This window comes from Nisaea sp., assembly GCF_040217065.1.
Lineage (GTDB): Bacteria > Pseudomonadota > Alphaproteobacteria > Thalassobaculales > Thalassobaculaceae > Nisaea.
The window spans coordinates 584,338-603,220 of sequence record NZ_JAVJNX010000005.1; the positions used below are offsets into that span (position 1 = coordinate 584,338).

Sequence of the window (18,883 nt, forward strand, 5' to 3'; positions counted from 1 at the left end):
GCGCCTATCAGGTCTTGTTGAAGATGATGGTCTTCTTCTTCGTGAAGTGCTCCAGCATGGCTTCCAGTGTGGCTTCCTTGCCGATACCGGACTGCTTCACTCCGCCATAGGACAGACCCGGCTGCACCACGAGGTTCTGGTTCACCTGAACGAAACCGGCTTCCAGTCTCTCGGTGAAGTTCAGCGCGGCTTTCAGGTCGTTGGTCCAGACCGTAGCGGCGAGGCCGTAGTCGCTGTCGTTCGCGGCGGCCAGCACTTCCTCTTCGTCGGTCCATTTGATGACGCAGGTCACCGGGCCGAAGATCTCCTCGCGGGCCAGCTTGCTCTCGTTCGTCATGCCGAGGAAGACGACCGGGCGGACGAACAGGCCGTCCTTGAATTTCGGGTCCGTCGGCATGGCGGAGCATTCGACGGCTTCCGCCCCGGCCTCGCCCTTGCCGTGGTCGATATAGGATTTCACCTTGGCGAACTGCTCCGGCGAAATGATGGTGCCGATATCGGTCTTCTCGTCCAGCGGATCGCCCATCACCATGGCGTCGACCTTCTCGCGCAGCTTGGCGATGAAGGCGTCATGCACGTCGGCATGCACGAACATCCGGCTCGCGGCGGTGCAGCTCTGGCCCTGGCGGGTGAAGCGCATGCCGGTGACGGCGCCGCCGATGGCCTTGTCGATATCGGCGTCCTTCATGACGATCATCGGGCTCTTGCCGCCGAGCTCCAGGGTCACCGGGATCAGTTTGTCGGCGGCGGTCTTGTAGACGATCTTCCCGGTCTCGACGGAGCCGGTGAAGGTCACCTTGCCGACCTTCGGGTGGGCGACCAGCGGAGCGCCGCATTCCGGACCGAAGCCGGAGAGCATGTTGAAGCAGCCGGCCGGCAGCATGGAGGCCAGGATCTGGCAGACGCGCAACACGGTCAGCGGGGCTTCCTCGGCGGACTTCACCACCACCGTGTTACCGGCGACCAGTGCCGGGGCGATCTTCAGCGCCATCAGCAGCAGCGGCACGTTCCAGGGAATGATCGCTCCGACCACGCCGATCGGCTCACGCACGGTGATGGTCAGCATATCCGGGTGGTGCGGGACGGTCTCGCCCTTCAGCTCCGATGCCAGACCGGCATTGAACAGGAAGGCATCGGCCAGGATGGAGGCCTCGACCCGGCTTTCCGTGCGCAGGGCCTTGCCGGTTTCCAGCGCGATCAGGCGGCCCAGCTCCTCGACATGGTCCATCAGGACCTCGCCGCATTTATGGATCAGCGCGCCCCGGTCGCGGGCCCGCATCTTGCCCCAGGCCTTCTGGGCCGCAGCGGCATCCTCGACCGCAAGGTTGACGTCGGCCGCGTCGCCCTCGGCGCCATAGCCGATGACGGCGCCGGTGGCCGGGTCAATGACTTCGAAGCTGTTGCCGGAGGAAGCCGGGACCAGCTTGCCGCCGATCAGATGACGGCCGGACAAAGCCTTCGCCAGCGCATAGGGATCGGTGTTCGGGGTGAGGGCAGGCTCGCTCGAGAAATCGAGCTCGTTGCGCATCAGAGTCATAGTCCAAGCTCCTTCAGGATGCGTTCGCGGTCCTGATCCAGGTTCGGTGACGGAACCCGGGTCTTCGGATCGTCGAATGCGGTCAGTTTGATCGGGTTGCCGACGACTTTCATCGCGCCGGTGATCGGATCGTCCACACCGACGATCATATTGCGGGCTGCGGCCTGCGGATGCTCGGCGGCCTGGCCGACATCGTTGATCGGGCCGTTCGGCACGCCGGCCTCGTCGAGGACGGCGCCCCAATGGGCCGTTGTGTTGGTTCCCAGGATCGCCTCGATCTCAAGCTTCAGGTAGGCCTGATGCTGCGCCCTGAGATCGTTCGTCAGGAAGCGGTCGTCGGTCTTCCAGCTTTCCCTGCCAAGGGCGTCGGCCATCTTGTGGAACAATCCGTCGTTCCCGGCGGCAATGATCAGGTAGCCGTCCTGCGTCTCGAAGGCTTCGAACGGCGTGATCGACGGATGCCGGGCGCCGAGCGGTCCCGGTGCGGTGCCGGTGACGAAATAGCGCATGATGGCGTTTTCCAGCAGGGCGAGCTGGCAGTCGTACATCGAGATGTCGACCTTCGTCGCCTCTCCGGTCGCGGAGCGGTGGAACAGGGCGGACATGGCACCGATCGCCGCATAGAGGCCGGAGCCGATATCGCCAATCGAGGTGCCGATCCGGGTCGGCGGTGCACCCTCGTGGCCGGTGATGCTCATGATGCCGCCCATGCCCTGCACGACCATGTCGTAAGCCGGGCGGTACATGTCCGGGCCGGAATGGCCGAAACCGGAGGCGGAGACATAGATCAGCTTCGGGAAATTCTCGTGCAGCCGCTCCCAGCCGAAACCGAGCTTCTCCATGGTGCCGGGGCGGAAGTTCTCGACGATGATGTCGGCCTTCTCCAGCAGCTTGTCGAGGATCGCCTTGTCGCCGTCGTCCTTCAGGTTCAGCGCGATGCTTTCCTTGCCCCGGTTGACGGACTGGAAATAGGCCGACTTGCCGTTGATGAACGGCCCGTAATGCCGCGCGTCGTCACCGGTCTCGGGCGTCTCCACCTTGATCACCCGGGCGCCGAGCTCGGCCATCATCATTGTGCAATAGGGTCCCGCGAGGATCCGCGAGAGATCGACCACCGTCACCCCGGAAAGGGGACCTCCTGACGCTGCCATGCGTGTCTTCCTTCTTGATTGAATCAATGATCGGGGGCCGAATTTGTAAGGGATAGGACCGTTCCGGGCAAGCCGGGCTGCGGCAAGAATGCTATCCCCAATAACGACCAGTCGACCCGACAATGATGGTGATCCAGCCAAGCCCGAGATTCGTGGCGACGATCATCCGGATGCGATTCAGCCGCGCCCCCGCCGCCGGAAAATCCTCGGCGTCGACCGCACGGCGGAACTTGAGCCATTCGGCGAAATAGAGATGGCCGAACAGGCCCATCATCAGAAAACCGGTCAGGTTCATAATATGGATATGGATGCCGACGCCGGCGAAGCCGCCGAACTCCATGAAGATCATCCAGTAGCCGCTGGCCAGCAGCAGGACAATCTGAGTGGTTACGAAGCTGAAGAAGCGGGCGAAGACCGCGCGCCAGAGGCGCAACCGGTCCGGCGCGTGCTCCAGGGTACCCATGGAGGGGCGCAGGCAGGTATAGGCGAAGAACATGCCGCCGACCCAGATCACCGCGGAGACGATGTGGATGGCGAGGGCGATAATCATTGTGTAGGGCATAAGTCTCTCCTGCTCTCTCTGACGGAGAGCCTGATGTCAGGGCGTCTCGCGCTGATAAAGGATAAAGGGAGTCTTGGTGGCGATCCGGTCATAGGCGGAGCGGCCGCGGTAATTGAATTCCTGGGTCAGCCAGCGGATCATCGCCCAGCCCTTGTCCTGGGCCATCGCGTCCATCGCCTTGAACAGGGCCTCGAACGCGCCCTGGCCACGCGCGTCCGGATCAACGAACAGATCATCGAGGAACCCGCATTCGGCGCCGGAGAGCGGGCGCGGCATGGCCCGGATATGGGCGAGGCCGATGGCCTTGCCGTTCCCATCCTCGGCGATCAGGCAGTTCAGCACATGGGACGGATCGTGCAGCCAGCCCCAGAGCGTGTCGGCGATGGCATCCGTCATCTCGGTCTTGTAGAATGCGGCATAGCCGTCATAGAGCCGGCGCCAGTCGGCCTTGTGCCGCTCTTCTGCCGGAACGACCCGAATCACGTTGCTTGCCACCGTTGGTTCTCCCGCTGAAACAATTGCCGGACCTTACCAGTATCGTGGCGGCGGACAAGTGGGCTACGCACTTGACGCATAACGGGCCGATGGGAATATGTGAGCATGGACAGGACGGCCATTGGACAGGACGGATCATGAAACCAGATCAGGGAAGTTTCCCCTTCACCGACGATCATGGCACCATCTGGCTTGCCTTCACGGACTGGGGCAGCCGGTCGCTTCCGCGCACCATGATCTGTGCCCACGGCCTGACCCGGCAGGGCCGGGATTTCGATGCCCTGGCCAAGGTGATCGGCAAGGATATCCGCTGTGTCGAGACGGATATCGTCGGGCGCGGCCGGAGCAACTGGCTGAACAACAAGGACGGCTACAATTTCGAGACCTATCTGCGCCATGCGGATGCACTGCTGGATTATCGCGGCCTGCAGGAAGTCGAGTGGCTCGGCACCTCCATGGGCGGCATTATCGGCATGCTGCTCGCGGCGCGGGAGGACTCGCCGGTGAAGCGGCTGATCCTCAACGATGTCGGGCCGTTCATTCCGAAGGCTGCGCTGGAGCGGATCGGCAGCTATGTCGCCGAGCCCCCGGTGTTCCAGAATCTGAACGAGGCGGGTGCGTATCTGCGCGAGACCCTGGCGGATTTCGGCGATCTTTCCGATGCCGACTGGTCTGAAATGACCCAGCACAGCGTCTTCCGCGAGCCGGACGGCACATACCGGATGCATTACGACCCGGCGATCGGGCAGGCATTCGAGGGACCGATCAATGATGTCGATCTCTGGGCGGTCTACGACATGATCACGTGCCCGACCCTGGTGCTTCGGGGTGCCAATTCCGATCTTCTGCCGCGCGAGGTCGCCGAGGAAATGACGGAGCGGGGCCCGAAGGCGGACCTGATCGAGTTCGAGGGCTGCGGCCATGCGCCGGCCCTGATGGACGAAGCGCAGATCGGTGCGGTGCACGCGTGGCTCATGCAGTTCGAGCCGGTGGAGGAAGACGACGAAGAGGGCGGTGCGGACGTGCCCTCCGCGGATGCCGATGGGAGCGCGCGTGACGCTTCCTGACCTCCCGTCCTTTCCGCCCTTCCAGTCGCACTTTCCCTGGCTCGGCGCGGATATGCAGACTCTTCGGAGCGTCGTCTTCGGTGGCCGGCCCGCCGTTCGGTCGGCGCGGTCGGAACGCATCACCTTTCCCATGGAAGACGGCACCGGAGACCGGCTGTCCGGTATGCTGGAGCATCCGGCGCAACCGATACCCGGAGCGCCGCTTGTCGTCATCATCCACGGCCTGACCGGTTGCGAGGACAGCTTTCATGTCCGGGACACGGCGCGTTTTTTCGTCCGCAACGGCCTTTCCGTGCTCCGGCTCAACCTGCGCGGCGCAGGCCCGTCCCGGCCGGATTGCACCGGCACCTACCATGCCGGACGCAGCGCGGATCTCGAAGCGGTGCTGGCTCAGCTGATGGCGTCAGGGACGGCCGAGCGGTTCGTGCTGTTCGGCGTCTCCCTCGGTGGCAACATGATGCTGAAATATCTCGGCGAAAAGGACCGGCCGCATGTTGCCGCGGCGATTTCCGTCTCCGCTCCGATCGATCTGGCGCGCACCTCGGAACGCTTCATCCAGCCGCGCAACCGGTTCTATCATTCCTGGTTGCTTTCCAGCATGAAGCGCCAGGCACAGGCAACCCCGGGCCTGTCCGCGCGGGAGCTTTCCGCCGTCCGCAATTCACGGACGACGATAGAGTATGACGAACGGCACATCGCCGCCCGGAACGGCTTCGACGGCGCCCGCGATTACTACACGAAGTCCTCGGCCAAGGGATTCCTGCCGGGCGTCCGGGTGCCGACGCTGGTCGTGCACGCGCTGAACGATCCCTGGATTCCGGGCAAGATCTATCTGGAGGTCGACTGGGCAGGAAATCCCGCGCTGACCCCATTGCTGCCGCTGGATGGCGGCCATGTCGGTTTCCATGACCGGGCGGGCAGCTGGCATCTGCGCATGGCGGGGAAATTTCTGGAAGACAGGAACATTATCTAGTCCATCGTATTTGTGGACCAGTCTTGCCGCATTGCGGCACAACGGTCGCCTGTGCATAGAATGTTTCCATAAATCCAATAAGGAGGCTTCCATGTGCGACATTTGCGTGATGAACGCCGTCAAGGACAAGATGCTGTCCCGCCGTTCTCTCTTCAAAGGCGCGGCCGCGGCCGGTGTGGCCGCCGTTGCCGCTACTGCGCTCTCGGCGCCGCAGGCCCTCGCGGCCGGGCATAACGCCGTCGAGGACATGACACACACGCTGCATGCCGGTTTCCCGACCTATTTCGGCGCGCCGCAATTCTCATCGGAGCAGAAGTTCAATTTCAAGGAACACGGTTTCAACCTGTCCGAAATCACGGTGAACGAGCATACCGGCACCCATATCGACGCCCCGCTGCATTTCTCCGCCGACGGCATGTCTGTCGACGAGATTCCGGTCACCAGCCTGGTGGCGCCGCTCTGCGTGATCGATATCGCGGCGAAGGCGGCGGAAAGCGCCGATGCGCAGGTCACGCCCGCCGATCTCCGGATGTGGATGTCGGCGCATGGCGATATCCCTGCGCATGCCTGCGTGGCGATGTATTCGGGCTGGGGCGCGAAAGTCGGCAGCGACGGGTTCCGGAACTACGATGGAGAGAAGCAGCATTATCCGGGTTTCCATGTCGAGACCGTCAAGATGCTGATGGAAGAGACCGGCGCCGCCTCGATAGCGGTCGACACCCTGTCACTCGATTACGGCATATCCGGCGACTTTGCGACCCATTATGCTTGGCTGCCGAGCGGCCGGTTCGGCATCGAATGCGTCGCCAACCTGGACAAGGTTCCGGCCAAGGGCGCAACGCTGGTTATCGGGGCGCCGAAGCACAAGGGCGGCACTGGCGGTCCGGCCCGGATCTTCGCCTTGGTTTGATCTTGAGGGAGCTGGCGCGGTCCTTGCCGCGCCAGTTTCGGTAGATTTTCAGCCCGCTCTAAGACGCTCCGCCACTTCGATTGCGAAATAGGTCAGGATACCGTCCGCGCCTGCCCGCTTGAAGCCAAGCAGGCTTTCAATCATCGCCCGCTCCCGGTCGATCCAGCCATTCAGTCCGGCGGCGGAGATCATCGCGTATTCGCCGCTCACCTGATAGGCGTAGGTCGGCATGGAGAAGGTATCCTTCACCCGCCGGACGATGTCGAGATAGGGCATGCCGGGCTTGACCATGACCATGTCCGCGCCCTCGGCAATATCAAGCGCGACCTCGCGCAGGGCTTCGTCGGTGTTTGCCGGGTCCATCTGATAGGTGGATTTGCTGGCTTTACCAAGGGTGCCCGACGAGCCGACGGCGTCCCGGAACGGGCCATAGAAGGCGGAAGCATATTTCGCCGAATAGGCCATGATCTGCACATTGTCGAAGCCGTGTGCGTCGAGGGCCTTGCGGATCACGCCGATCCGGCCGTCCATCATGTCCGACGGCGCCACGATGTCGCAGCCGGCACGGGCCTGCGCCAGCGCCTGGCGGCACAGGATCTCGACACTCTCGTCGTTCAGGATGCGGTCATCCTGGAGCACGCCGTCATGGCCGTGGCTGGTATAGGGGTCGAGCGCAACGTCGCACAGCACACCGATATCTGGCACGGAGGCCTTGATTGCGCGGACGGCTTCGCAGACCAGATTATCGTCCCGTTCGGAATAGCTGCCGGTCTCGTCTTTCAGCTCCTGTTCGGTAAAGGGGAAGAGGGCGACCGCCGGAATGCCGAGGTCGCGGGCCCTGCCGACAATCTCCGGCAGCCGGTCGACGGAATAACGGAACACGCCGGGCATCGAGTCGACCGGTTCTTCCAGGCCATGCCCGACCCGCACGAATATCGGCCAGATCAGGTCGTCTACGGACAGTCGGTTCTCCGCCACAAGCCGGCGCGACCAGTCGGTCTGCCGGTTCCGGCGCATGCGGATCGACGGGAATCCCGGCCTGGTCTGCATCGATGTCTCAACTGCGGACAGGGGCGTGGCGGAACCGTTCAGGGGCATTGTCTTTGGCCTTGTTTGTTAACCAGCGGGCGTTTCTCTCACGACCGATGTTAAAGCGGAGCGGGGCACGTGAAAAGGCACCGGTTGTCGCATGGGATGTCAGGGATGCGGCAAAGGGACGGATTGAACACGGGCGGAGCGCCTCGTATGATCCGCCGCTCGAAATACGCGCTGCCCGGAAATAGGTGCGTCGAAGAACACGTGCCGGCCATGGAGGATTTGAGATGGATTTCCAGCTGAACGAGGAACAGCGCGCCATTCAGGATATGGCCCGCGCCTTCACCGCGGAGCATTTTACGCCGAACGCGGCGCGCTGGGACGAGGAAGAGATCTTTCCGGTGGAGGAGATCCGCAAGGCAGCCGAACTCGGTCTGGCCGGGATCTATGTCGGCGAAGAACATGGCGGCTCCGGCCTGACCCGGCTCGATGCAGCGATCATTTTCGAGGAACTCTCCGCCGGATGCCCGTCGACGGCGGCCTATATCTCCATCCACAACATGGTCTCCTGGATGGTGGACCGGTTCGGCTCGGACGAGGTCCGGGCCCGATTCCTGCCGAAGCTGACCTGCATGGAACAGATGGCGAGCTACTGCCTGACCGAGCCGGGCGCCGGGTCGGACGCGGCATCCTTGAAAACCCGCGCGGCCCCGGAAGGCAACAGCACCTTCCGGATGACCGGCGCCAAGGCCTTTATTTCCGGCGGCCCGACAAGCGATGTCTATGCTGTCATGGCCCGCACCGGCGGCGACGGGGCGGGCGGTGTCTCCTGCCTGCTGGTCGAGCGCGGCTCGGAGGGGCTGTCCTACGGCAAGAAGGAACGCAAGATGGGCTGGCACAGCCAGCACACCTCGATGGTGACTTTCGAGGATTGCCCGGTGCCGCGGGACAATCTTGTCGGCAATGAGGGCGACGGCTTCAAGATTGCCATGGCCGGACTTGACGGCGGCCGCATCAATATCGCTGCCTGTTCCCTCGGCGGCGCCCGCGCCGCGCTGGAAGCGGCGCTGTCTTATGCGGCTGATCGCGCCCAGTTCGGCAAGAAGCTTAATGAATTCCAGGCCACCCAGTTCAAGCTCGCGGACATGGCGACGGAACTTGATGCGGCGCGGCTGATGGTACACCGGGCGGCCGACAGTCTCGACCGGAAGAGTCCGGATGCGACCAAGCATTGCGCCATGGCGAAGCGTTTGGCCACGGATCTGTGCTCGCGGATCTGCAATGAGGCCCTGCAGATCCATGGCGGATACGGCTATCTTGGCGACTTCCCGCTCGAACGGCTGGTTCGTGACCTGCGTGTCCACCAGATCCTCGAAGGCACCAACGAAATCATGCGGGTGATCATTGCCCGCAAACTCCTCTCGGAATGGAATCAATGACTGACGACGTTCGTTTTGAAGTACAGGGCGCCATTGGCTGCATCACCCTGGACCGCCAGCGCGCCCTGAATTCGCTGACACTGGACATGATCCGGGCGATGCAGGCTCAGCTCGATGCCTGGGCGGAGGATCCGAAAGTCGGGGCGATCCTGATAGAGGGTGCCGGGGAAAAGGCATTCTGCGCAGGTGGTGATGTCGTCGCCGTGCGTCGCTCGCGCCTGGAAGAGGGGGATACCGGCAAGCCGACCAAGCTGATGCTGGATTTCTTCGGGGAGGAATACCGCCTGAACCGCTCCATCGCCGAGTACCCGAAGCCCTATGTCGCGCTGCTTGACGGTGTGACCATGGGGGGCGGGGTCGGCATTTCGGTGCACGGTACTTTCCGGGTTGCGACTGAGCGCACGCTTTTTGCCATGCCGGAGACCGGCATCGGCCTGTTTCCGGATGTTGGCGGCGGCTGGTTCCTGCCGCGCTGCCCGGGTGAACTCGGCACCTACCTCGCGCTCACCGGAGCACCGGTGAAAGCGGCGGACTGCCTTTATATCGAGGCTGCCACGCATTACATGCCGAGCGGGTCGCTGCCCGCACTGCGCAAGGCACTTCTTGAGCTCGACCTGAGCGGGGATGCCGCCGGGCGGATCGCGGTCCTGCTGTCCGAGCATGCGGTTTCTGCCGGAGAGGCGCCGCTGGCAAGGCACCGCGCGGTGATTGACAAGGCTTTCGCTTTCGATCGGATCGAAGAGATCCTCGCCGCTCTGAACGACGATGCTGGCAGCTTTGGCGAAGAGACCGCGGCCCTGCTTGCGCACCGCTCGCCGACAAGCCTTAAGGTGACACTGGAGATGGTCCGCCGGGGCGCGCGCTGTGCCAGCCTTGCGGAGGACCTGGAAATGGAATTCACCATGGTTCAGAGTTTCCTGGTGGCCGACGATTTCTTCGAAGGCGTGCGCGCACTGCTGGTCGACAAGGACCGGACTCCGAAATGGTCGCCGGCTAGCCTGGCGGCGGTTACGCCGGAGGCCGTCGCGGCCTATTTCGAGTCGGACGGCAAGATCGGACTCTGATCGAATAGGGCGGGCCTTTGGGCCCGGCCAACAAGAACGAAAAGGTGAGGAAGCGTTTCAATGACCAGCATTGCATTCATCGGACTTGGCAATATGGGCTTCCCGATGGCCAAGAACCTGCTTGGCGCAGGGCATGCGGTATGCGGATTTGATCTTTCCGCGGACAGTCTGGAGAAGCTTGAAGCGGCGGGCGGGACAGCCGCGGCAAGCGCCGCTGATGCTGTGCGCAATGCCGAGGTGGTCATCACCATGCTGCCGGCGGGCAAGCATGTCAGGGCGGTCTACGACGACAGCGTGTTTCCGAACGCGGCAGCCGGCGCGCTCTTCATCGATTGCTCGACGATCGATGTGGATACGTCGCGGGCCGTGGCGGCGGACGCGGCGGCCAAAGGGTTTCTGATGCTGGATGCGCCGGTCTCCGGCGGAACCGGCGGGGCCGAAGCCGGGACTCTGACCTTTATGGTTGGCGGGGAAGATGCGGCATTTGAACGCGCCAGCCCTCTGCTTGACATCATGGGAGCGACAATCGTCCATGCCGGTGGCAGTGGGAGCGGTCAGGCCGCAAAGATCTGCAACAACATGGTGCTCGGGATTTCCATGATTGCGGTGTCCGAGGCCTTTGCGCTCGCGGACAGGCTCGGTCTCGATCGTCAGAAGCTTTTCGACATCAGTTCCAAGTCATCCGGGCAGTGCTGGGCGATGACAAGCTACTGCCCTGTTCCCGGCCCGGTGCCGACGTCGCCAGCGAATCGGGAGTACAAACCTGGCTTTACCGCCGCCATGATGCTGAAGGATCTGGATCTGGCGCAACAGGCTGCGGAATCCGTTAATGCCATAACTCCAATGGGGAAAAAGGCCGCGGAATTCTACGGAAAATTTGTGACAGAACGCGACGGTAACCTCGATTTTTCGGCGATCTTCCAGAAAGTTCGCGGCATTTAGGTTGCTAATTGATATTTTTTGACGCTACAAGAACGGACAGTATTTTATGGAATTCGCATCTAATTCGGAGTTCGGAGGAATATGTCGGGCGTGACGACACCGGACCAAAATTCGGCGGACCCTTCCGCGATCAAGAACGAGTATCTCGAAGCGATCAAATTGATCGAGCGGCTTCACAGGCAGTTTCTTGAAGTCGTGAAGATGGAGCTCGACCGCAAGGGTATCGAAGACATCAACAACATCCAGGCTCTGATACTGTTCAATATCGGGAGCGAGGAACTGACGGTCGGTGAATTGACCAACCGGGGTTATTACCTTGGCTCGAACGTGTCCTACAATGTCAGGAAAATGGTTGAGAACGGCTACCTCGTGCAGGAGCGATCCGCGCATGACCGCCGTTCGATCCGGGTGAAGCTTTCCGACAAGGGACTGGAACTCTGCAGCTTCGTCACCGAGATGTTCGATCGCCATGCGACCGCCCTCGGGGAAAACGGCGGAAGCCCGGACCGGCTGACAGAATCCAGCGCGGTCTTTCGGGAGCTTGAGCGGTTCTGGATGGGGCTTCTCAATTTCGGTATCAGGGGTGGCATGCCGCCGGTCTGACGCCGACGCAGTCCGGGCGCATCCGGAACGCTGAATAACTCGTCAAAACGCGGCCGGCACTCCGGCCGTGTTTTCGTTTGGACAGCAGAAAAGCCTTTCCATAGAGTGTCGCAGCGCCTTGCGGCCATAAATCAAACCACCCAGACCACAGAGGGTTTCATGCGCCTTTCCGCTTATTTTCTGCCCACGCTGCGCGAAAATCCGAAGGAGGCACAGATCGTCTCCCATCGCCTGATGCTGCGCGCCGGAATGATCCAGCAGGCCAGTGCGGGGATCTATTCCTGGCTTCCGCTCGGCCACAGGGTATTGCGCAAGATCGAACAGATCGTCCGCGAGGAACAGGATGCGGCCGGCGCCCAGGAAGTCCTGATGCCGACGATCCAGCCTGCCGATCTCTGGCGCGAGAGCGGCCGCTACGACGATTACGGCAAGGAAATGCTGCGGATCGAGGACCGGCACGGGCGGGACATGTTGTACGGCCCGACCAACGAGGAACTGATCACCGATATCTTCCGGACCCATGTGCGCAGCTACAAGGCGCTGCCGCTGATGCTCTATCACATCCAGTGGAAATTCCGGGACGAGGTGCGCCCGCGGTTCGGTGTCATGCGCGGCCGCGAATTCCTGATGAAGGACAATTACTCCTTCGACACGACCTTCGAAGGCGCCGTCGACGCCTACAACAAGATGTTCGTCGCCTATCTGAAAACCTATGCCCGGATGGGATTGAGCGCGATCCCGATGAAGGCCGATACCGGCCCGATCGGCGGCGATCTGTCCCATGAATTCATCGTCCTCGCCGATACCGGCGAGAGCGGTGTGTTCTACGATCAGGCATGGGAAGATCAGGACTTCGCCAACATGACCGTGGACTACACGGATATGGACGCGGTGAATGCCATCGTCGAGCGTTACACCTCGCTCTACGCGGCGACGGACGAGAAGCATGTTCCGGGCGAGGCTCCGGTGCCGGATGAAAAGCTCAAGGAGCGTCGCGGCATCGAGGTCGGGCAGATCTTCTATTTCGGAACCAAGTATTCGGCTCCGCTGAACGCCGTGGTCTCCTCGCCGGAAGGCGAGGACGTGCCGGTGCATATGGGCTCATACGGTGTCGGGGTCTCCCGCCTGGTCGGTGCGATCATCGAGGCCAGCCACGATGACAAGGGCATCATCTGGCCGGAACAGGTTGCCCCCTTCACGGTTGGCATCGCCAATCTGAAAACCGACGACGAGGGATGCACAGCGGTCTGCGAAGACCTATATGCAAAGCTCTTGGCGGCCGGCATCGAGGTGCTGATCGACGATCGGGATGACCGTCCCGGTGCGAAGATGGCCAACCTCGATCTGATCGGTGTGCCCTGGCAGATCCTTGTCGGCCCGCGCGGGCTGAAGTCCGGGGTCGTCGAGGTGAAGAACCGCAAGAGCGGTGCCGTCGAGGAAATGACACCGGAAGCGGCCCTGAACAAGTTTGCTTCCTGATACGGGTCCGGCTCTGAGGGGTTCTGAATGTTCGGCATTTTCGAGCGCATGGTGGCCATGCGGTATCTGCGCTCCCGCCGCCAGGAAGGCTTTATCTCCGTCATCGCGGGATTCTCCCTGCTCGGCATCGGTCTCGGGGTGGCGACCCTGATCATCGTCATGTCGGTGATGAACGGTTTCCGGGCAGAACTGATCGGCCGGATTCTCGGGCTGAATGGCCATATGTCGGTCTACAGCAAAGCGGCGCCGATGGAGGGCTTTGACGAGCTGGCTGTCCGGATTGGCGAGATTCCGGGCGTGCTGACGGTGACCCCGCAGCTCGAGGGACAGGTCATGGCCATGGCCAATGGCATCGCCTCCGGCGCCCTGGTGCGCGGGCTCAGGGCCAGCGCCCTGCTCAGCCGGCAGATCGTCCCGGACAACATCATCGCCGGATCGCTGGAAGAGTTCAGCGGCAAGAGTGGGGTGATCATGGGGGCCCGGCTGGCACGGCGTCTCCGGGTCGGGGTCGGCGACAAGATCACGCTGATCTCTCCCAGCACCACGACGACGGTGATCGGCAGCGTGCCGCGGATGCGTGCCTTCACGGTCGCGGCGCTCTTCAATGTCGGCATGTATGAATACGACAATACCTTCATCTACATGCCGCTGAAGGCCGCCCAGACCTTCTTCAAGAGCGGCGACGCGGTGAACGCGGTCGAGGTGATGGTGAACGACCCGCAGCAGGTCGACGAGATCCGTCTGCCGCTCCGCAAGGTGATCGGCACGGACAAGTATTCGCTCGACTGGAAGCAGCAGAATTCGAGCTTTTTCAATGCGCTGGAAGTCGAGCGGAACGTCATGTTCCTGATTCTGACTCTGATCATCCTGGTTGCTGCCTTCAACATCATCTCCTCGATGATCATGCTGGTGAAGGACAAGGGCAGGGACATCGCCATCCTGCGCACCATGGGCGCCTCCAAGGGCATGGTGATGCGCATCTTCTTCATGTCCGGCGCCAGCATCGGGGTGATCGGGACGATCGGCGGGACCATCCTCGGCCTGGTTTTCTGCGACAATATCGAGACCATCCGGCAAGGATTGCAGAGCCTGACCGGAACCGAGCTGTTCTCGGCGGAAATCTATTTCCTCTCCAAGCTGCCTGCGGAGGTCGATGCGCTGGAAGTGATCACGGTGGTTTCCATGGCGCTGTTCCTGTCCTTTGCGGCGACCATCTACCCGGCCTGGCGGGCCTCCCGGCTCGATCCGGTGGAGGCCCTGCGCTATGAGTGATACCGGGTCGACGGACCAGCCAATGTCGGCGATCGAACGGATTGCACGCGGCGGGGCGACAAGCGATGCCGTGCTCGAGCTTCGCGGCGTTTCCCGCAGTTTCGAGCAGGCGGGCGGCACCCTGACGGTTCTGCATGACATCGACCTGAGCCTGAAGGCCGGGGAAGTGACAGCGCTCGTCGGGCCATCGGGCGCCGGCAAATCGACGCTGCTGCATATCGCCGGTCTGCTGGAGCCGCCGAGCACGGGGGACGTGATTTTCCAGGGCGAATATTGCAGCCAGGCGAGTGAGGCGGAGCGCACCCGGATCCGGCGCGAGGGCATCGGTTTCGTCTATCAGTTCCATCACCTGCTGCCGGAATTCTCGGCGCTCGAGAATGTCATGATGCCGCAACTGATTTCCGGCCTGTCGAAGAGCGAGGCGCGGGACCGGGCACGGCAGCTCTTGGAACTGGTCGGGCTGGAAAACCGGGAGAGCCACCGGCCGGCGAAACTTTCCGGCGGGGAGCAGCAGCGCGTCGCCATTGTCCGCTCGATCGCGAATGTGCCGGCCGTGCTTCTGGCGGACGAGCCGACGGGCAATCTCGATCCGCATACGGCCGAAGAGGTTTTCAAGCAGCTTCGCCGGATCATTTCGGCAACGGGAATCGCCGCCCTGATCGCCACGCACAACCTCGAGATCGCCCGCTCGATGGACCGGATCGTGGAACTGCGCGACGGCACGCTTCGGTCAATTAAGTAATATTCGTCAGAGTGTTGCGGGTGAGTGTCAGGTGTTCGCCTGTTGTTCACGCTGACGCTTGTCCTGCCCTGTGAAACACTTCCCGCCTGTACTGTCCGGGGGCCCCATGCCGCACGCCGATTTCGTTCATTTGCGCGTTCACTCCGCCTATTCGCTTGCCGAGGGCGCGATCAAGGGCAAGGAGCTGGTTTCGCTCGCGGCCCGGAATGCAATGCCGGCGGTGGCGATGACCGACAGCGGCAACCTGTTCGGCGCGCTGGAATTCGCGGTCACTGCCTCGGCTGCCGGTGTGCAGCCGATCATCGGCGCGCAGCTCGCCATTCGCCGGGACGATCTGGAACCGCGCAGCGGCCTGAAGGTTGTCGGCGGCACGGCCCATACGCCGAACCAGACCGACCAGATCGTGCTGATTGCCCAGACGGATGCGGGGTATCGCAACCTGATGGACCTGATCAGCCGGTCCTTTACCAAGACCGAACCCGGTGAGTCTCCGCAGGTGCCCTTCGGTGACCTGGAGGGGCGGAGCGACGGGCTGATCGCGCTGACCGGCGGGCCGGCCGGCAAGATCGGTCGGCTGCTTCTGGATAACCGGGCGGAAGAGGCCGAGACGGCGCTGCTTGATCTGAAGGCATTGTTCGCCGACCGGCTTTACATGGAAATCCAGCGTCATTTTCTCGAATCCGAACGGCGGACGGAGGCTCCCTTCCTCGATCTCGCCTACAAGCATGACATCCCGCTGGTCGCGACAAATGAATGTTTCTTCGCGACCGAGGCCATGTACGAGGCCCATGACGCGCTGCTCTGCATCGCCGAGCGGACGGTGATCGGCAATCCGAACCGCCGCCATGTGACGCCGCACCACCGGTTCAAGAGCGCCGAGGAGATGCGGGAGCTGTTCTCCGATCTGCCGGAGGCGGTCGACAACACGCTGGTGATTGCCCGCCGCTGCAGCTTCATGCCTGAGAGCCTGGCCCCGATCCTGCCGCCGTTTGCCACGGTCGGCGGCCGTAACGAGGCGGAGGAATTGCGGGCGCAGGCCGAGGAGGGGTTGAGGAAACGGCTGGAAGCCCATGTCTTTGCCGAGGGGACCGACGAGGCGACCAAGGCGGAGGCGGCGAAGCCTTACCACGAGCGGCTCGATTTCGAGCTCGGGGTGATCGAGCAGATGGGCTTCCCGGGCTATTTCCTGATCGTCGCGGATTTTATCGGCTGGGCCAAGGAACAGAATATCCCGGTCGGTCCGGGCCGCGGTTCCGGCGCCGGCTCTCTCGTGGCCTATTCGCTCCTGATTACAGATCTCGATCCGCTGCGCTGGGGGCTGCTGTTCGAACGCTTCCTCAATCCGGAACGTGTCTCGATGCCTGACTTCGATATCGACTTCTGTCAGGACCGTCGCGGCGAGGTCATCGAATATGTCCAGCAGCGCTACGGCCGGGACAAGGTTGCCCAGATCATCACCTTCGGCAAGCTCCAGGCCCGCGCGGCCCTGCGCGATGTCGGCCGGGTGCGGGAGATGCCCTACGGCCAGGTCGACCGGATCTGCAAGCTGGTGCCGAACAATCCGGCAAATCCGGTGACGCTCGCCGAGGCTCTGGAGGTCGAACCGGAGCTGCGGCGCCTGCAGAAAGAGGATGAAGAGGTCGGTGACCTGATCCGGATCAGCCTGCAGCTGGAGGGATTGTACCGGAACGCCTCGACCCACGCTGCCGGCGTGGTGATCGGTGACAGACCCCTGCATGAGCTGGTTGCGCTCTATCAGGACCCCAATTCGGACATGCCGGCGACCCAGTTCAACATGAAGTGGGTCGAGCAGGCGGGCCTGGTGAAGTTTGACTTCCTCGGCCTGAAGACCCTGTCGGTGCTGCAGACGGCGGTCGACCTGCTGAAGCGGCGGGACATTGACCTCGATCTCTCGAAGGTCCCGCTCGACGATGCGCTGACATACGCCATGCTGGGACGGGCGGAATCGACCGGCGTGTTCCAGCTTGAAAGTACCGGCATGCGGGACGTGCTGCGCCGGATGAAACCTGACCGTTTCGAGGACATCATCGCGCTCGTCGCCCTGTACCGTCCCGGTCCGATGGCGAACATCCCGAAATACATCGCCTGCAAGCACGGGCTGGAACAGCCGGACTACATGCATCCGGTGCTGGAGCCGGTGCTGAACGAAACCTTCGGCATCATGATCTACCAGGAGCAGGTGCAGCAGGCGGCCCAGCGGCTGTCCGGCTACACGCTCGGCGGCGCCGACCTTCTGCGTCGCGCCATGGGCAAGAAGATCAAGGAAGAGATGGACGCCCAGCGCGAGACCTTCGTGAGCGGGGCGATAGAGCAGAATGTGCCGGCCGAGAAGGCATCCGAGATCTTCGACCAGATCGCCGCCTTCGCCGGCTATGGCTTCAACAAGAGCCATGCTGCCGCCTATGCGCTGGTCGCCTACCACACGGCCTATCTGAAGGCGAACTATCCGGTCGAATTCCTGGCCGCCTCCATGACCTACGACATGACCAACACCGACAAGCTGAATGTCTTCCGCCAGGAGATCCAGCGCCTCGGCATTGATCTGCTGCCGCCGGACATCAACAAGTCCTTTGTCGATTTCGTGCCGGAAATCGGGCCGGAAGGTGAACTCGCGATCCGCTATGCCCTGACCGCGATCAAGAATGTCGGTGAGAACGCCATGGAAGCGCTGATCAAGGAGCGCACCGAGAATGGCCCCTACAAGTCGATCAGCGAGTTTGCCAGCCGGATTGACGGCTCGGTGGTGAACAAACGGCTGATGGAGAACCTGGTGCGCGCCGGTGGTTTCGACACCCTGACGCCGAACCGGGCACAGCTGTTCGAGAGCGTCGAGAAAATCATGCGCCATGCCAATGCGGCAGCGGCGGAACGCAGCTCGGACCAGGTCAGTCTGTTCGGTGGTCCGTCCGCGGAATCCGAGCCGGACATCGCGCTTGCGGACCGGCTTGACTGGCCGGCCATGGAACGGCTGAAGGAAGAGTTCGACGCCATCGGCTTCTACCTGTCGGCCCATCCGCTCGACGCCTATGGCGCCTCTCTTGAAAGGCTGGGCGTGGTCCGCTCGGATCAGATCGTCGCCACGGTGAAGGCAAAAGGCAATTCGGCCCGGATCAACATCGCCGGCATCGTCGTCGGCTCCCGCATCCGGACCTCGAGCCGGGGCAACCGCTATGCCTTCGTCCAGCTTACCGACCAGGCGGGGGTCACGGAAGTAACCGTTTTCTCCGAGGTGCTGGCGGTCAGCCGCGAGTTGCTGGAGGCGGGCCAGTCCGTGCTGGTCAAGGCCGATGCGAAGATCGAGGACGAGGGCATCCGGCTCACCGTCTCCCGCATCGAGGCGCTGGACAAGTCGGTCTCCGGGACGGCTGCCGGGCTGAAGATCTATCTCCGCGACAAGGATCCTATTCCCCATATCTGCGAGATGATCTCGAAGGAGAAGCCGGGACGGGGCAAGGTCAAGCTGGTGGTCGACACGGATGACGAGGAGGTGGAAGTGGCACTGGCCAGGACCTACTCGATATCGCCGAACTTCCGGGCCGCGATCAAATCCCTGCCGGGCATCGTCGACGCCCGGGATATCTGATCCGGAGC

16 protein-coding genes are annotated in these 18,883 nt (G+C 62.6%); 11 read left to right on the top strand and 5 right to left on the bottom strand.

Annotated elements, in window-relative coordinates:
- Positions 1-7: 7 nt before the first annotated feature.
- The 4 genes from RH950_RS07435 to RH950_RS07450 all read right to left on the bottom strand — a co-directional run bounded on the left by RH950_RS07435 (position 8) and on the right by RH950_RS07450 (position 3,745).
- Positions 8-1,537: an aldehyde dehydrogenase family protein gene (locus tag RH950_RS07435; protein ID WP_502889738.1), complete on the bottom strand. Its 1,530-nt coding sequence runs from the start codon at positions 1,535-1,537 to the stop codon at positions 8-10.
- Positions 1,534-2,688 carry a CaiB/BaiF CoA transferase family protein gene (locus RH950_RS07440; RefSeq protein ID WP_350055247.1) on the bottom strand — a complete coding sequence of 385 codons (1,155 nt, stop codon included), beginning with the start codon at positions 2,686-2,688 and terminating at the stop codon, positions 1,534-1,536. Before RH950_RS07440 ends, RH950_RS07435 begins: the two co-directional genes overlap by 4 nt.
- A gap of 91 nt (positions 2,689-2,779) precedes the next feature.
- Positions 2,780-3,250, bottom strand: coding sequence for a hypothetical protein (locus RH950_RS07445; RefSeq protein WP_350055249.1), 471 nt, complete (start codon positions 3,248-3,250; stop codon positions 2,780-2,782).
- A 36-nt stretch (positions 3,251-3,286) separates the two neighbouring features.
- Positions 3,287-3,745, bottom strand: a complete 459-nt coding sequence (locus tag RH950_RS07450) for a GNAT family N-acetyltransferase (RefSeq protein ID WP_350055251.1) — start codon at positions 3,743-3,745, stop codon at positions 3,287-3,289.
- A 137-nt stretch (positions 3,746-3,882) separates the two neighbouring features.
- Here RH950_RS07450 and RH950_RS07455 point away from each other — a divergent pair, with 137 nt between their 5' ends.
- The 3 genes from RH950_RS07455 to RH950_RS07465 all read left to right on the top strand — a co-directional run bounded on the left by RH950_RS07455 (position 3,883) and on the right by RH950_RS07465 (position 6,695).
- Positions 3,883-4,812 (top strand): alpha/beta fold hydrolase, encoded by a 930-nt coding sequence (locus tag RH950_RS07455; protein WP_350055253.1) that lies wholly within the window; start codon positions 3,883-3,885, stop codon positions 4,810-4,812.
- On the top strand, positions 4,799-5,785 hold the full coding sequence (locus tag RH950_RS07460; protein ID WP_350055255.1) for a YheT family hydrolase: 987 nt from the start codon (positions 4,799-4,801) through the stop codon (positions 5,783-5,785). The genes RH950_RS07455 and RH950_RS07460 overlap by 14 nt, the downstream gene beginning before the upstream one ends.
- Positions 5,786-5,876: 91 nt before the next feature.
- Positions 5,877-6,695, top strand: coding sequence for a cyclase family protein (locus RH950_RS07465; protein ID WP_350055257.1), 819 nt, complete (start codon positions 5,877-5,879; stop codon positions 6,693-6,695).
- Between the two features lie 48 nt (positions 6,696-6,743).
- Here RH950_RS07465 and hemB read toward each other — a convergent pair whose 3' ends face one another.
- Positions 6,744-7,745 carry a porphobilinogen synthase gene (gene hemB, locus RH950_RS07470; protein ID WP_350055259.1) on the bottom strand — a complete coding sequence of 334 codons (1,002 nt, stop codon included), beginning with the start codon at positions 7,743-7,745 and terminating at the stop codon, positions 6,744-6,746.
- A 272-nt stretch (positions 7,746-8,017) separates the two neighbouring features.
- On the opposite strand from hemB, the gene RH950_RS07475 reads away from it, so the two are divergent.
- The 8 genes from RH950_RS07475 (at position 8,018) to dnaE (ending at position 18,875) form a co-directional block, all read left to right on the top strand.
- Entirely contained in the window at positions 8,018-9,169 is a 1,152-nt protein-coding gene (locus RH950_RS07475; protein ID WP_350055261.1) for an acyl-CoA dehydrogenase family protein, read from the top strand.
- Positions 9,166-10,233: an enoyl-CoA hydratase/isomerase family protein gene (locus RH950_RS07480; RefSeq protein WP_350055263.1), complete on the top strand. Its 1,068-nt coding sequence runs from the start codon at positions 9,166-9,168 to the stop codon at positions 10,231-10,233. The genes RH950_RS07475 and RH950_RS07480 overlap by 4 nt, the downstream gene beginning before the upstream one ends.
- A 60-nt stretch (positions 10,234-10,293) precedes the next feature.
- Positions 10,294-11,175, top strand: coding sequence for a 3-hydroxyisobutyrate dehydrogenase (mmsB, locus tag RH950_RS07485; protein ID WP_350055265.1), 882 nt, complete (start codon positions 10,294-10,296; stop codon positions 11,173-11,175).
- Between the two features lie 90 nt (positions 11,176-11,265).
- Complete coding sequence (locus RH950_RS07490) at positions 11,266-11,778, top strand: MarR family winged helix-turn-helix transcriptional regulator (RefSeq protein ID WP_350055267.1); 513 nt, start codon at positions 11,266-11,268, stop codon at positions 11,776-11,778.
- A gap of 159 nt (positions 11,779-11,937) precedes the next feature.
- Positions 11,938-13,257: a proline--tRNA ligase gene (proS, locus tag RH950_RS07495; protein ID WP_350055269.1), complete on the top strand. Its 1,320-nt coding sequence runs from the start codon at positions 11,938-11,940 to the stop codon at positions 13,255-13,257.
- A gap of 27 nt (positions 13,258-13,284) precedes the next feature.
- Positions 13,285-14,529: a lipoprotein-releasing ABC transporter permease subunit gene (locus tag RH950_RS07500; RefSeq protein WP_350055271.1), complete on the top strand. Its 1,245-nt coding sequence runs from the start codon at positions 13,285-13,287 to the stop codon at positions 14,527-14,529.
- 22 nt (positions 14,530-14,551) lie between these two features.
- Positions 14,552-15,271, top strand: a complete 720-nt coding sequence (locus RH950_RS07505) for an ABC transporter ATP-binding protein (RefSeq protein ID WP_502889746.1) — start codon at positions 14,552-14,554, stop codon at positions 15,269-15,271.
- 106 nt (positions 15,272-15,377) lie between these two features.
- Positions 15,378-18,875, top strand: coding sequence for a DNA polymerase III subunit alpha (gene dnaE / locus RH950_RS07510; RefSeq protein ID WP_350055275.1), 3,498 nt, complete (start codon positions 15,378-15,380; stop codon positions 18,873-18,875).
- The last annotated feature ends 8 nt before the right edge of the window (positions 18,876-18,883 follow it).

What these genes read in the sequence shown, in the direction of transcription:
- RH950_RS07480 (WP_350055263.1), top strand. Translation starts at nt 9,166, where the DNA reads ATGACTGACGACGTTCGTTTTGAAGTACAGGGCGCCATTGGCTGCATC.
- RH950_RS07475 (WP_350055261.1), top strand. Translation starts at nt 8,018, where the DNA reads ATGGATTTCCAGCTGAACGAGGAACAGCGCGCCATTCAGGATATGGCC.
- RH950_RS07500 (WP_350055271.1), top strand. Translation starts at nt 13,285, where the DNA reads ATGTTCGGCATTTTCGAGCGCATGGTGGCCATGCGGTATCTGCGCTCC.
- RH950_RS07440 (WP_350055247.1), bottom strand. Translation starts at nt 2,688, where the DNA reads ATGGCAGCGTCAGGAGGTCCCCTTTCCGGGGTGACGGTGGTCGATCTC.
- hemB (WP_350055259.1), bottom strand. Translation starts at nt 7,745, where the DNA reads ATGCAGACCAGGCCGGGATTCCCGTCGATCCGCATGCGCCGGAACCGG.
- RH950_RS07505 (WP_502889746.1), top strand. Translation starts at nt 14,552, where the DNA reads ATGTCGGCGATCGAACGGATTGCACGCGGCGGGGCGACAAGCGATGCC.
- RH950_RS07445 (WP_350055249.1), bottom strand. Translation starts at nt 3,250, where the DNA reads ATGCCCTACACAATGATTATCGCCCTCGCCATCCACATCGTCTCCGCG.
- RH950_RS07465 (WP_350055257.1), top strand. Translation starts at nt 5,877, where the DNA reads ATGTGCGACATTTGCGTGATGAACGCCGTCAAGGACAAGATGCTGTCC.
- proS (WP_350055269.1), top strand. Translation starts at nt 11,938, where the DNA reads ATGCGCCTTTCCGCTTATTTTCTGCCCACGCTGCGCGAAAATCCGAAG.
- mmsB (WP_350055265.1), top strand. Translation starts at nt 10,294, where the DNA reads ATGACCAGCATTGCATTCATCGGACTTGGCAATATGGGCTTCCCGATG.
- RH950_RS07455 (WP_350055253.1), top strand. Translation starts at nt 3,883, where the DNA reads ATGAAACCAGATCAGGGAAGTTTCCCCTTCACCGACGATCATGGCACC.
- RH950_RS07435 (WP_502889738.1), bottom strand. Translation starts at nt 1,537, where the DNA reads ATGACTCTGATGCGCAACGAGCTCGATTTCTCGAGCGAGCCTGCCCTC.
- dnaE (WP_350055275.1), top strand. Translation starts at nt 15,378, where the DNA reads ATGCCGCACGCCGATTTCGTTCATTTGCGCGTTCACTCCGCCTATTCG.